We start from the raw sequence: 12,813 nt of genomic DNA, 5'->3' as shown, positions 1-12,813 counted from the left end.
CTGCGCAGGGGTCCGGTTCCCGGTTGCGGGGGCCGGACCCTTCGGCGTTCGCTCCCCGGGGCCGGGCCGGCCACCTCTGCCGTCCGCCTAGGCTGGTAGACGCCCACCACCGGGCACCCACACATGCAGGCAGCAGGAGAGCACCCCATGTACTTCACCGACCGAGGCATCGAGGAACTGGAGAAGCGGCGCGGCGAGGAAGAGGTCACCTTCGAGTGGCTCGCGGAACAGCTCCGCACGTTCGTCGACCTGAACCCCGACTTCGAGGTCCCGGTGGAGCGCCTGGCGACGTGGCTGGCCCGGCTGGACGACGAGGACGAGGAGTAGGCGAGCACCCCGTCACGGGGACTTCAGTCCCGCGGAAACACCGTCTCGTACGACAGTTCCAACGCCCCGTGCGCCATCAGCACCGCCCCTACGGCGGCCCACCCCACGCTGCGCCGCCGCATCCCCCACGCGGCGGCCGGCAGGCCCACCGCCACCTCGGCCAGGGCCAGCCGGCGGGCCCTCGGCACGCCTTCCGCGCTCTGTGACCCGGACGGCCGGGAGACGGCTCTGGATTCATCCGTCGACATGGACACACGGTAAGCAATTCGTCCGCTTACCGCACGATATGTGACCAATTCGGCCCCCCGTCGAGGGTCAACACCGCACCCAACCGACCACACTCACGTGCCTTGACTTCCGACGCCCGCGATATATCGTGTTTCATGGAAGACGCGATATGGCGCGAGCCGTGCGATCGCGTTCGCGTCCAGCCGTCGTGTCCGGCCCGAGGAGGTCCGCACCATGCCCAAGTCCGAGTGGTCCGTCGCCGAGCCCGAGAAGCTCGACTTCGACACCCCCGTCAGCGACCTGCACGTCCGCATCGTCAACGGAACAGTCAACGTCGTGGGCACCGACGAGGGTTCCACCCGCCTGGAGGTCTCCCGGATCGAGGGCCCGCCCCTGATCGTCACGCACGAGGGCGGCACCCTCACGGTGGCCTACGAGGACCTGCCCTGGAAGGGTTTCCTCAAGTGGCTCGACCGCAAGGGCTGGCGGCGCAGCGCGGTGGTCTCCCTGGCCGTCCCGGCAAACACCCGCGTGGAGGTGGGCGTGGTCGGCGCGACGGCCGTCGTCTCCGGGATCACCGGCACCTCGGTGGTCAAGGGCGTCACCGGCGACACCACCCTGGTCGGCCTCTCCGGCGAGGTCCGCGCGGACACGGTCTCAGGGAACCTGGAGGCCCAGGCCGTCACCGGCGACCTGCGGTTCAACTCCGTCTCCGGCGACCTGACCGTCGTCGAGGGATCGGGCTCCGCCGTGCGCGCCGACTCGGTCAGCGGCTCCATGATCATCGACCTGGACCCGGACGGTCCGACCGACGTCCGGCTGACCAGCGTCTCCGGCGAGATCGCCATCCGGCTGCCGCACCCGGCCGACGCCGAGGTCGAGGCCAACACCGCGAGCGGCACGATCTCCAACGCCTTCGACGGACTGCGGGTGCACGGCCAGTGGGGCGCCCACAAGATCACCGGCCGCCTCGGCGCGGGCACCGGCAAGCTCCGCGCCACCACGGTCTCCGGCTCCATCGCCCTGCTGCGCCGCCCGCCCAAGGAGGACGACGACGAGCGGGCGGCCTGGGAGGCCGAGCCACCCGCGGGTCCGGCAGAACCGACCGACGCCCCGGCCGACGGCACGACCGACAAGAAGGTGCTCTGACATGCCTCCCGTCTTCGCCCACGGCCGTCTCCGCCTCTACCTCCTCAAGCTCCTGGACGAGGCCCCGCGCCACGGCTACGAGGTGATCAGGCTGCTGGAAGAGCGCTTCCAGGGCCTCTACGCCCCCTCGGCGGGCACCGTCTACCCCCGCCTCGCCAAGCTGGAGGCCGAGGGCCTGGTCACGCACACCACCGAGGGCGGCCGCAAGGTCTACGCCATCACGGACGCCGGCCGCGCCGAACTGGCCGACCGCAGTGGCGAGTTGGCCGACCTGGAGCTGGAGATCCGCGAGTCGGTGGCCGAACTGGCCGCCGAGATAAGGGCCGACGTGCGCGGCGCGGCCGGTGACCTGCGCCGCGAGGTGCGCGAGGCCGCCTCCGAGGCCCGGCACGGCGCGGGCCCGGGGGCCGGGGAGTACGGCGACCTCGGCGACAAGGAGTCGTGGCGGGCCGCCAAGGAGGAGATGCGCCGGGTCAAGCAGGAGTGGAAGGAGCAGGCCCGCCGCGCCAAGGACGAGAGCCGCCGCGCCCGTGACGAGGCCCAGCGGGCCCGCCGGCAGGCCCAGGAGGCCCAGGCCCAGGCGCGGGCCCAGGCCCAGGAGGAGATGCAGCGCATCGCCCGCCGGGTGCAGGAGCACGTCCAGGACCACTTCGCGCGCGGCGACTGGCCGACGGGGGTCCGCGAGGGCCTCACCGAACTCGCCAAGGAGTTCGGCGACTTCGGAAAGGACTACGGCAAGAACTTCGGCAAGGGCTTCGGCACCCGCACCGAGCCGGATCCCGGCACCGGCCCGAACCTGCGCAAGCCGGCACCGGCGCCGTCGTCCGCGGCGGCCCCGGAGTACTCGCAGACCCCGGAGGACTTCCCGGCGCAGTACGTCCCCGCGTGGGCGCACGGCGACGAGACCGACACCGGCGACGCGGCCCGCGACCTCGACCGGCTTCTGGACCGTTTCCGGGACGACATCCGCGACGCGGCCCGTGACCACGGGGTCACCCCCGACCAGCTCCGCGAGGCCCGCCGCCACCTCTCTGCGGCGGCGGCCCGCATAGGAGCGCTGCTGGACACCCCGAAACCCTGAGGCCCGGCCGCCCCTCCCCGGGTCAGGAGTTGGTCAGCACGATCTTCCCGAACTGGTCACCGGACTCCAGCCGTTCGAAGCCCTCACGGGCGCGGTCGAGCGGGAGCAGCTCGTCGATGACGGGACGTACCCCGGTGGCGGCGCAGAAGGCGAGCAGGTCCTCCAGCTCGTCCTTGGTGCCCATGGTCGAGCCCACGACCTTCAGCTCCAGGAAGAAGATCCGGGTCAGCTCGGCGTGCGAGGGGCGGTCGCCGCTGGTGGCGCCGGAGATGACGATGGTGCCGCCGGGCCGCAGCGACTTCACCGAGTGGGACCAGGTGGCGGCGCCGACGGTCTCGATGACGGCGTCCACGCGCTGTGGCAGCCGGGCCCCCGGCTCCACCGCCTCGACGGCACCGAGTTCCAGGGCCCGCTTCCGCTTGGCCTCGTCGCGGCTGGTGGCGAAGACCCGCAGCCCCGCGGCCCTGCCGAGCACGATCGCGGCCGTGGCGACACCGCCGCCCGCGCCCTGCACGAGGACCGAGTCCCCGGGCCGCACGCCCGCGTTCGTGAAGAGCATCCGATAGGCCGTCAGCCAGGCGGTCGGCAGGCAGGCGGCCTCGGCGAACGACAGTTCCCTGGGCTTCGGCAGGATGTTCCAGGTGGGCACGGCGACCTGCTCGGCGAAGGTGCCCTGGTAACGCTCGGTGAGGATGGAGCGGGGCTCGTCCGGCCCGACCCCGTGGCCGCTCTGCCCGATCACGGAGTGCAGGACGACCTCGTTGCCGTCCTCGTCGACGCCGGCGGCGTCACAGCCGAGGATCATCGGCAGCCGGCCCTCGGGAAGACCGACGCCGCGCAGGGACCAGAGATCGTGGTGGTTGAGGGAGGCGGCCCGAACGTCGACGGTACTCCAGCCGGGCCGGGCCACAGGGGCGGGGCGCTCCCCCAACTCAAGGCCGGAGAGCGGCTGGTCGCGGTCGATTCGGGCGGCGTAGACGGCGAACATAAGGCCGACGATAGGTTCCCGGCGCCGGTCGCGAAACCGGGGGCCGTTGTGACACATCCCCTCTTGCGCCCCGTAGGAGGCGCTGGGGTACCCCCAGCCGAGGGCTGGGGGAGGAACTGCGCGCCCAGCACCCACCCACCAGCACCCGACGACGGCCCCGACAGCCCCCGTGCGGGGGCCTGGGGGCGGCAGCCCCCAGCACAACGGTCACCTCGTAAGCACCCGATCGGGTCGGCGGGTGGGCAAAGAAATGGCCCCGCCCAAGGAGAGCGAGGCCATTCGGCGCAACGTCAGCGGCGGGCAACCCCCTCCGCCCGCGCCGCCGCGGCCACCGCCGCGGTCACCGCAGGCGCAACCCGCTCGTCGAAGGGAGACGGGATGACGTAGTCGGCGGCAAGATCGTCGCCGACGACCGCCGCCAGCGCCTCCGCCGCCGCGATCTTCATCCCCTCGGTGATCCGGGAGGCCCGCACCTGGAGCGCGCCCGCGAAGATGCCGGGGAACGCCAGCACGTTGTTGATCTGGTTCGGGAAGTCCGACCGCCCGGTCGCCACGACCGCCGCGTACTTGTGGGCGACGTCGGGGTGCACCTCGGGGTTCGGGTTGGCCATGGCGAACACGAACGCACCCTCGGCCATCGAGGCGACGGCCTCCTCCGGGACCGTACCGCCGGAGACGCCGATGAAGACGTCGGCGCCGGCCAGCGCGTCCTCCAGGGTGCCCTTGAGCCCGGCCTTGTTGGTGAACCCGGCGACCTGCCGCTTGACCTCGGTGAGGTCCTCGCGGTCGGCCGAGATGATGCCCTTGCGGTCGGCGAGGGCGACGTCCCCGATGCCGGCCTCGACCAGCATCTTGGCGATGGCGACCCCGGCCGCGCCGGCGCCCGAGATGACCGCCCGGAGCTGCCCGATCTCCCGTCCGCTGAGCCGCGCGGCGTTCCGCAGGGCCGCCAGCGTGACGACGGCCGTACCGTGCTGGTCGTCGTGGAAGACCGGGATGTCGACCCGCTCCTGGAGCTTGCGCTCGATCTCGAAGCACCGCGGTGCCGAGATGTCCTCCAGGTTGATCCCGCCGAAGGACGGCGCGAGCCGGACGACGGTCTCCACGATCTCGTCGACGTCGGTGCAGGCCAGGGCGATGGGGACCGCGTCCACACCGCCGAACTGCTTGAAGAGGATCGCCTTGCCCTCCATCACGGGGAGGGAGGCCTCGGGACCGATGTCCCCGAGGCCGAGCACGGCCGTACCGTCGGTGACGACGGCCACGACGGACGACTTCCACGTGTAGTCGTTGACCAGCTCGGGCTGTTCCGCGATCGCGGTGCACACGCGCGCGACTCCGGGCGTGTACGCGAGGGAAAGGTCGTCCTTGTCACGGAGCGGCACGGTGGCCTGCACGGCCATCTTGCCGCCGCGGTGCAGCGCGAACGCCGGATCGAAGGAATCGAGGGGCTCGGCCCCGCCGTCCTGGTCCGTACTGCCCGACGCGCTGTCGCTGCGAGGATTGACGATCTCCGCTGCCACTTGTCTTACCCCTTAGGTATGCATGGTTTGAGGGTCGGCCACTCCCGGTGAGGGAGTGGGCGGGCACCGCGCAGGGCCCGATCACTGATACGTACGAGTGGCACGTACGAGCACCTGCGCGACGGGCGCGCCGCACACGCGCCCTGAGCCCCGGATGAGGGGTGTAAAGAACCTTCTTACCGGACGGACAGCGCTCACGACGAGTCGAATAGGCGCAAGGTCACATCACGGATGTCGTAGACAGCCGACAGATGAGCGGCTGGGTGACCGGCAGAAGATCACGGGGTGCAGCCCGAGATGAACCGGCGGTGAACCGAAGATCTTCCGGCCAGAAGGTCGGATTCCCGCAGATGTGCGGGGCGGCGGGTCGAGGAGGGACCGGCCTGACGCGTCACGGGGGTCACCCGTTATCCGATTTTGACATGGTGACACGTCTGCTTGGAGCAATCCCAATGGCAGGATGCCGTAAACCCACGAGGTCGCGACACCCGAAGGTGTGTGTTTCCGTCGACCCATCGGCATACCGACATATCAGACATGTCGGTATATCGGCTTGTCCTACCCACTGCCGGAGGAACCCACCATGACCGCAGGCTCCACCCGTCGTACCACCGCCTCGCGCTCCCAGATTGCCGCGTTCGGTGCGATCGCGGTCGCAGGCGCCCTGATCCTCACCGGCTGCGGTGACCAGACGGACAAGGGCGGCGACGGCGGCTCCTCCTCGTCGTCCTCGGCCCCGCTGGCGAGCAAGCTGCCGGACGACATCCGCAAGGCCGGTGTGATCAAGGTGGGCTCGGACATCGCCTACCCGCCGGTCGAGTACATGGAGAACGGCAAGGCCGTCGGTGTCGACCCGGACATCGCGGACGCGCTGGGCAAGCAGCTGGGCGTGAAGTTCGAGTTCCAGAACGGCAAGTTCGACAACCTGATCGTGGGCCTGCAGGCCAACCGCTTCAACGTGATCATGTCGGCGATGAACGACACCAAGGACCGCCAGAACGGCATCGACTCCGACACCGGCAAGAAGGTCGGCAGCGGCGTCGACTTCGTCGACTACTTCACCGCCGGCACCTCGATCCTGGTCCAGAAGGGCAACCCGAAGGGCATCAAGTCCCTGGACGACCTGTGCGGCAAGGTCGTGGCCCTGCAGAAGGGCACCACGTCCGAGGGCATCGCCAAGGCGCAGAGCGAGAAGTGTACGAAGGACGGCAACAAGGCCATCGACCTCCAGACCTTCGACACCGACCCCGAGGCGCTGCTCCGGCTGAAGCAGGGCGCCTCCGTCGCCGACCTGAACGACTTCCCGGTGGCCGCCTACAACGCCAAGACCTCCGGCGGCGGCAACGACTTCGAGGTCGTCGGCGAGCAGATCGAGGCCGGCCCGTACGGCATCGCGGTCAGCAAGGAGAACACCCAGCTGCGCGACGCGCTCCAGGCCGCCATGGCCGCCATCATCAAGAGCGGCGACTACCAGAAGATCCTGGAGAAGTGGAACGTCACGCAGGGCGCGGTCACCGAGGCCAAGACCAACGGCGGCTCCTGAGCACCCGGGCACGACTGAAGGGCCGTCACTGTGACTGACACGGTCGACAAGACTCCGGCGCCGTCCGTGCCGCCGGAGCAGATCAAGGCCATCCCGGTGCGCCACTACGGGCGATGGGTGTCCGGCGTCGTGGTCATCGCCCTCGTGGTGCTGATCGGGATCGCCTTCTCCAACGCGAAGATCAACTACAGCGTCATCCCCGACTACCTCTTCGACCAGGGCATCGTCTCGGGCGCCTGGACCACGCTCTACATCTCGGTGCTGGCCATGGTGCTCGGCGTCGCGCTCGGCGTGATCCTCGCGGTGATGCGGCTGTCGTCGAACCCGGTCACCAGCACGGTCTCCTGGTTCTACATCTGGTTCTTCCGCGGCACCCCGGTCCTGGTACAGCTGTTGCTCTGGTACAACATCGCGCTCGTCTTCCCCATCCTGAACCTGGGGTTCTACAAGGACGAGATGAACCAGGTGATGACGCCGGTCCTCACCGCCCTGCTGGGGCTCGGCCTGAACGAGGCCGCGTACATGTCGGAGATCGTCCGCGCCGGCATCCAGTCGGTCGACGAGGGGCAGACCGAGGCCTCGCACGCGCTGGGCATGACCCAGGGCCAGACGCTGCGCCGGGTGATCCTGCCGCAGGCGATGCGGGTGATCATCCCGCCGACCGGCAACGAGTTCATCAACATGCTGAAGACCTCGTCGCTGGCCTACGCGGTCCAGCTCCCCGAGCTGATCAAGAAGGCCACGGACATCTCCAGCACCTCGCTGGCGGTGGTCGAGATGTACTTCGTCGCGTGCATCTGGTACCTGTTCCTGACCACGATCTTCAGCATCGTCCAGTACTACATCGAACGCCGTTACGCCCGGGGCTCCTCGCGCAACCTCCCGCCCACCCCGCTGCAGCGGCTGCGGAAGAATCTGTCCCAGTGGGGTTCGTTCCGTCGCCCGGAGGTGGCCCGATGAGCTCTCTCGCCAAGGACATCACCCCGCCGAGCAGCGGCGCCCCGATGGTCAAGGCCGAGGGCGTGCACAAGTCGTTCGGGCTGTCGCACATCCTCAAGGGCATCGACCTGGAGGTGCTGCCCCGCGAGGTGTTCTGCCTGATCGGCCCGTCCGGTTCCGGCAAGTCCACGTTCCTGCGGTGCATCAACCACCTCGAGAAGATCAGCGCCGGCCGGCTGTACGTCGACGGCCACCTGGTCGGCTACCGCCAGCACGGCGACAAGCTCTACGAGCTGAAGGAGAAGGAGGTCGCGGCGCAGCGGCGGGACATCGGCATGGTGTTCCAGCGCTTCAACCTCTTCCCGCACATGACGGCCCTGGAGAACGTCATGGAGGCGCCGGTCCAGGTCAAGCGCGAGTCGAAGGCGTCGGCCCGGGAGCGGGCGCAGCGCCTGCTCGACCGGGTCGGTCTCGGCGACCGCACCGGGCACTACCCGGCGCAGCTCTCCGGCGGCCAGCAGCAGCGCGTCGCGATCGCCCGCGCGCTCGCCATGCAGCCGAAGCTGATGCTCTTCGACGAGCCGACCTCCGCGCTCGACCCGGAGCTGGTCGGCGAGGTCCTGGACGTGATGCGGGACCTGGCCGAGGACGGCATGACGATGATCGTCGTCACGCACGAGATGGGCTTCGCCCGCGAGGTCGGCGACAGCCTGGTCTTCATGGACGACGGCGTGGTGGTCGAGTCCGGCCACCCGCGCGACGTCCTGGGCAACCCTCAGCACGACCGGACGAAGTCGTTCCTGTCGAAGGTGCTGTAGCGGTACGGCGGCATGACGCGAAAGGGGCGGTACGAGGTCGCTCGTACCGCCCCTTCGGTCTGCCTACTTGAGGGCGAGCAACAGCGTGTCCGACGGCGAGCACCACACCGCCCGCGCCTCCCCGAACCCCTTCTCGCGCAGCACGCGCGCGTGCCACGCGGCCGAGGGCACGTCGCCGTCCGCGTGCTCCCCGTAGATCTCGAACCGCCGGGCGGTGGGCCCGGCCAGCACCGGGTCCTGCGCCGCCAGCTGCCACCACTCGGCCCAGTCCAGCGCCCCCGCCGCCTTGGCCTGATCCATACCCCGATGCCGCTGCTCCCGTTCCGCGGCGTTGATCCGGGGCGTGCTGTCGTCGATCATGTGGTCCGCGTTCATGAAGACACCGCCGTCGCGGACGAGTTCCGCGACCTGACCGTAGAGGGCCGCGAGGGGTTCGCTGTGCAGCCAGTGCAGGGCCGTGGCGGTCAGGACGGCGTCGTACGAGTCGTACGGCAGCCGCGCGGTCCACTCCGGGTCCGTGAGGTCGGCGGTGACGAGCGTGACCCGGTCGTCGCCCGCGAAGGTGCCCTCGGCGATGGCGAGGAGGGCCGGGTCGAGGTCGACCCCGGTGCTCGCCGCGTCCGGGAAGCGGGCGAGCAGCCGGGCGGTGATGCTGCCGGTGCCGCACGCGAGGTCGAGGACCCGGGGTGCCGTACCGACCAGCGCCTCCACCATGTCGAGCATGATCCGGAACCGCTCCTCGCGGTCCGGCATGTACCACTCCTGCTGCCGGTCCCAGCTCTCCTGCCAGGCCCCCCAGTCGGCCCCGGTCGTGGTCGTCGGCGCGTCCGTCATGGCAACCCTCCACCGCACAAGTCCCGTAATACCCTGGAAGCACGACCGTCTGTTACCCGACCGCACGACCGACCATAGAGTGCCCGCGTAAGGACTACAAGTGGAACTGGCCTATTACTCGGATTACGCCGTCCGGCTCGTCAACAGCGAGGAGCCGGCCCGGGGCAAGGACTCACTGACCTCGGTCGAGGCCGTCCGCGACCTGTTCGGCGGCAACCGGCAGGCCGCCCGGCGCGCCACCGAGGCCGACCTCACCCGCTTCCGCTCGGTCCGGGCCCGGCTGCGCGCGGTCTTCGAAGCGGCCGACAAGGGCGAGGAGACCCTCGCGGTGGACCTGCTGAACTCACTCCTGCTGGAGTTCCCGGTGAGCCCGCAGATCTCCGGGCACGACTTCCGGGACGAGGACGGCCGTCCGCTGTGGCACATGCACCTGGCGGACCACCCGTCCAACGCCACCGCCGGCTACACCGCGATCGCGGCGATGGGCCTGGCCTTCCACCTCACCGAGTACGGCGTCGACCGCCTCGGCCTGTGCGAGGCGGCGCCGTGCCGCAACGCCTACCTCGACACCTCGACCAACCGCTCCCGGCGCTACTGCTCGGACCGCTGCGCGACCCGCGCCAACGTGGCCGCCTACCGGGCCCGCAAACGCCTGGAGGCGGAACGCCCCGACCGGCCCGCGCGGTCGGCCAGCACCGGCCTGGCGGCCGAGAGCGCCCAGCGCACCAGCGCCAGCGGCGAGCGCTGACCGGCCCGCAACGGCCGCCAGCGGAACAGGGCCCGGCCGAGGATCAGCTCCTCCGGCACGGTCCCGTAGTCCGTACTGTCCCCGCCCGCGTACGCGTTGTCCCCGAGCACCCACCAGCCGCCCTCGCGCAGCTCCACGGCCCGCTTGACGACCAGCAGGTCCTGCTGGAAAGGGTGACGCAGGACGACGACGTCACCGGCCCGCACCCGCGCCCCGTACCGCACCAGGAGCTGATCCCCCTGGTACAGCGTGGGCACCATGGACGGGCCGGTCACCTCGGCCACTCCGAAGAGCGCGGCGCCCCTCCCCCGCTCGGTCTCCTGCGACAGCTCCGGCATCCCCGGCACCTCCCCGGTCCGTTCCTCCACCAGTCTCAGTCTGACCCTGGACTTTTGTCCTAAGCCCATGGGGGCACTCGCGAAATCAGGCTTCCCAGGGAGTAATGTCCCACCTGAGAAGACGATCACGAGGAAGGAATGCTCCATGCTTTCCCGCCTGTTTGCCCCCAAGGTCAAGGTCAGCGCGCACTGCGACCTGCCCTGCGGTGTGTACGACCCGGCCCAGGCCCGCATCGAGGCGGAGTCGGTGAAGGCCGTGCAGGAGAAGATGGCCGCCAACGACGACCCGCACTTCCAGGCGCGCGCCACCGTCATCAAGGAGCAGCGTGCCGAGCTTGCCAAGCACCACGTCTCGGTGCTCTGGAGCGACTACTTCAAGCCCCCGCACTTCGAGAAGTACCCCCAGCTGCACCAGCTGGTGAACGACACCCTGAAGGCCCTGTCCGCCGCCAAGGCGTCCACGGACCCGAAGACCGGCGAGAAGGCCCTGGAGCTCATCGCCGAGATCGACAAGATCTTCTGGGAGACCAAGAAGGCCTGACCCGCACCCTTACCGGTTGCCAAGGCCTTCATGGACCGCATCCGGCCCGACGGACCGCCGATCACGGTGTTCCGGAGGGTCCGGGTGCGGTCTTTTTTCGCCGGCGACGGCCTACGACGCGGCGGCCAGCTCCTTGAGCGGCTCACCGGTCAGCCGGCAGATCCGCCACTCGTCCAGGAACTCCGCCCCGAGCGACCGGTAGAAGCCGATCGCCGGCTCGTTCCAGGCCAGCACCCACCACTCGAAGCGCTCGAAGCCGCTGCGCAGGCAGAGCGCGGCGAGGGCGGCGAGCAGCGCCCGGCCGTGACCGCCGCCGCGAGCGTCGGGACGTACGTAGAGGTCCTCCAGCTGCATGCCCCGGGTTCCGGTCCAGGTCGAGAAGCGCGGGAACCAGAGCGCGTAGCCCACGAGTCCCCCCGTGGTCTCGTCCTCGGCCACCAGCGCGTAGGCCGCCGGGTGGGGACCGAACAGCGCCTCACGGAGCTGCTCCCCGGTGGCCCGGGCCTGCTCCACGGCCCGTTCGTACGCGGCGAGTTCGCGGATCATGGCACGGATCTCGGGGACGTCGTTCTCGGTGGCGGCGCGGATCATGCAAGGGATCATCGGTCACCGGGCCGAACCATGTCCATCCGGTCACGCCCGCTCCCCCGGCGTCGCGCCTGCCGCGTACGGCCGTTCGCGAGCGCAATCCCGATCATGAACTCCGCCACGGGTGAGCCGGCCGGCTCCGACGGGCCGGTTTTCCGCCAAGTCGGCGGGCCCGCACGGGGGTTGCGGGCGGCACGCGGAAGGGCCGGTCGGAGGTCCGACCGGCCCCTGGCACGCGACGGGCGCTACTGCCCGCCGTGGTCGTCGTCCTCGCCCGCCTCCAGCAGGCCGGCCGCCGCACCCACGATCCGCGGGTCCGGGCTGCCGACGACCTCCTCGTCCTTGTCGGCGTAGTCGAAGCGGGCCAGCACGCTGCGCATGGCCTCGACCCGGGCCCGCTTCTTGTCGTTGCTCTTCACCACGGTCCAGGGGGCGTACTCGGTGTCCGTCTCGCGGAACATCGCGACCTTCGCGGCCGTGTAGGTGTCCCAGAGATCCAGCGAGGCCAGATCCATCGGGCTGAGCTTCCACTGCCGTACCGGGTCGACCTGGCGGATGGTGAAGCGGGTCCGCTGCTCGCTCTGCGAGACCGAGAACCAGAACTTCACCAGGTCCACCCCGTCGTCCACCAGCATCCGCTCGAACAGCGGGGCCTGGCGCATGAAGCGCCGGTACTGGTCGTCCGAGCAGAAGCCCATGACCCGCTCGACGCCGGCCCGGTTGTACCAGGAACGGTCGAACATCACGATCTCGCCGGCGGTCGGCAGGTGCTCGACGTAGCGCTGGAAGTACCACTGACCGCTCTCGCGCTCCGTGGGCTTCTCCAGGGCCACCACCCGCGCGCCACGGGGGTTCAGGTGCTCCGTGAAGCGCTTGATGGTGCCGCCCTTGCCGGCCGCGTCCCGGCCCTCGAAGACGATGACGATCCGGCGTCCCGTCTCCTTGATCCAGGTCTGCAGCTTCAGCAGCTCGATCTGCTGGAGCCGCTTGTGCCACTCGTACTCCTTGCGCTCCATGCGCTGCGCGTACGGGTAGTTCTCCCGCCAGGTGTCGATCGGGGATCCGTCCGGGCGGATGAGTACGGGGTCGTCCGGGTCGCTGTAGTCGACCTTCAGGTCGGCCAGGTCGGACAGCAGGTCCGGCGTCGTCATCCAGTCCTCCTCAGCGG

General features: G+C 70.1%; 15 protein-coding genes. 8 read left to right on the top strand and 7 right to left on the bottom strand.

Annotated elements, in window-relative coordinates:
- Nucleotides 1-147 precede the first annotated feature (147 nt).
- A complete protein-coding gene (locus ACFY6U_RS48075; RefSeq protein ID WP_023586593.1) occupies nucleotides 148-327 on the top strand; it encodes a DUF6104 family protein in 180 nt (59 codons plus the stop codon).
- A 23-nt stretch (nucleotides 328-350) separates the two neighbouring features.
- On the opposite strand, the gene ACFY6U_RS48070 is transcribed toward ACFY6U_RS48075, so the two are convergent.
- Complete coding sequence (locus tag ACFY6U_RS48070) at nucleotides 351-575, bottom strand: hypothetical protein (protein ID WP_390048876.1); 225 nt, start codon at nucleotides 573-575, stop codon at nucleotides 351-353.
- 214 nt (nucleotides 576-789) lie between these two features.
- Here ACFY6U_RS48070 and ACFY6U_RS48065 point away from each other — a divergent pair, with 214 nt between their 5' ends.
- Together ACFY6U_RS48065 and ACFY6U_RS48060 are read left to right on the top strand one after the other, a co-directional pair.
- Complete coding sequence (locus tag ACFY6U_RS48065; RefSeq protein ID WP_390048875.1) at nucleotides 790-1,704, top strand: DUF4097 domain-containing protein; 915 nt, start codon at nucleotides 790-792, stop codon at nucleotides 1,702-1,704.
- 1 nt (nucleotide 1,705) lies between these two features.
- Complete coding sequence (locus ACFY6U_RS48060; protein WP_390048874.1) at nucleotides 1,706-2,785, top strand: helix-turn-helix transcriptional regulator; 1,080 nt, start codon at nucleotides 1,706-1,708, stop codon at nucleotides 2,783-2,785.
- Between the two features lie 22 nt (nucleotides 2,786-2,807).
- Here the strand turns inward: ACFY6U_RS48060 and ACFY6U_RS48055 are convergent, their stop codons facing one another.
- Complete coding sequence (locus ACFY6U_RS48055) at nucleotides 2,808-3,773, bottom strand: zinc-binding dehydrogenase (RefSeq protein ID WP_390048872.1); 966 nt, start codon at nucleotides 3,771-3,773, stop codon at nucleotides 2,808-2,810.
- Nucleotides 3,774-4,063: 290 nt separating this feature from the next.
- Complete coding sequence (locus tag ACFY6U_RS48050; RefSeq protein ID WP_351500706.1) at nucleotides 4,064-5,296, bottom strand: NADP-dependent malic enzyme; 1,233 nt, start codon at nucleotides 5,294-5,296, stop codon at nucleotides 4,064-4,066.
- 583 nt (nucleotides 5,297-5,879) lie between these two features.
- Here ACFY6U_RS48050 and ACFY6U_RS48045 point away from each other — a divergent pair.
- The 3 genes from ACFY6U_RS48045 to ACFY6U_RS48035 are packed head-to-tail and all read left to right on the top strand — an operon-like array spanning nucleotide 5,880 to nucleotide 8,596.
- Nucleotides 5,880-6,839: an ABC transporter substrate-binding protein gene (locus ACFY6U_RS48045; RefSeq protein ID WP_390048870.1), complete on the top strand. Its 960-nt coding sequence runs from the start codon at nucleotides 5,880-5,882 to the stop codon at nucleotides 6,837-6,839.
- Nucleotides 6,840-6,869: 30 nt separating this feature from the next.
- A complete protein-coding gene (locus ACFY6U_RS48040) occupies nucleotides 6,870-7,799 on the top strand; it encodes an amino acid ABC transporter permease (RefSeq protein WP_390048869.1) in 930 nt (309 codons plus the stop codon).
- Nucleotides 7,796-8,596, top strand: a complete 801-nt coding sequence (locus ACFY6U_RS48035; protein ID WP_351500700.1) for an amino acid ABC transporter ATP-binding protein — start codon at nucleotides 7,796-7,798, stop codon at nucleotides 8,594-8,596. Before ACFY6U_RS48040 ends, ACFY6U_RS48035 begins: the two co-directional genes overlap by 4 nt.
- A 63-nt stretch (nucleotides 8,597-8,659) precedes the next feature.
- Here ACFY6U_RS48035 and ACFY6U_RS48030 read toward each other — a convergent pair whose 3' ends face one another.
- Nucleotides 8,660-9,430, bottom strand: coding sequence for a class I SAM-dependent methyltransferase (locus ACFY6U_RS48030; RefSeq protein ID WP_390048866.1), 771 nt, complete (start codon nucleotides 9,428-9,430; stop codon nucleotides 8,660-8,662).
- A 100-nt stretch (nucleotides 9,431-9,530) separates the two neighbouring features.
- On the opposite strand from ACFY6U_RS48030, the gene ACFY6U_RS48025 reads away from it, so the two are divergent.
- Entirely contained in the window at nucleotides 9,531-10,178 is a 648-nt protein-coding gene (locus tag ACFY6U_RS48025; protein WP_351500697.1) for a CGNR zinc finger domain-containing protein, read from the top strand.
- Here the strand turns inward: ACFY6U_RS48025 and sodX are convergent.
- Entirely contained in the window at nucleotides 10,064-10,516 is a 453-nt protein-coding gene (sodX, locus tag ACFY6U_RS48020; RefSeq protein WP_390048969.1) for a nickel-type superoxide dismutase maturation protease, read from the bottom strand. The genes ACFY6U_RS48025 and sodX overlap by 115 nt on opposite strands.
- 145 nt (nucleotides 10,517-10,661) lie before the next feature.
- Here sodX and sodN point away from each other — a divergent pair, with 145 nt between their 5' ends.
- Entirely contained in the window at nucleotides 10,662-11,057 is a 396-nt protein-coding gene (gene sodN, locus ACFY6U_RS48015) for a superoxide dismutase, Ni (RefSeq protein ID WP_020130742.1), read from the top strand.
- 111 nt (nucleotides 11,058-11,168) lie between these two features.
- On the opposite strand, the gene ACFY6U_RS48010 is transcribed toward sodN, so the two are convergent.
- Both ACFY6U_RS48010 and ppk2 read right to left on the bottom strand, forming a co-directional pair.
- Nucleotides 11,169-11,648 carry a GNAT family N-acetyltransferase gene (locus ACFY6U_RS48010; RefSeq protein ID WP_390048864.1) on the bottom strand — a complete coding sequence of 160 codons (480 nt, stop codon included), beginning with the start codon at nucleotides 11,646-11,648 and terminating at the stop codon, nucleotides 11,169-11,171.
- Between the two features lie 242 nt (nucleotides 11,649-11,890).
- Nucleotides 11,891-12,796 carry a polyphosphate kinase 2 gene (gene ppk2 / locus ACFY6U_RS48005; RefSeq protein WP_390048862.1) on the bottom strand — a complete coding sequence of 302 codons (906 nt, stop codon included), beginning with the start codon at nucleotides 12,794-12,796 and terminating at the stop codon, nucleotides 11,891-11,893.
- Nucleotides 12,797-12,813 lie beyond the last annotated feature (17 nt).

The sequence above is a fragment of the Streptomyces sp. NPDC013157 genome (genome assembly GCF_042899865.1).
Lineage (GTDB): Bacteria > Actinomycetota > Actinomycetes > Streptomycetales > Streptomycetaceae > Streptomyces.
The sequence above is the reverse complement of the archived record's forward strand: the minus strand, read 5'-3'. Positions and strand labels throughout refer to the sequence as shown.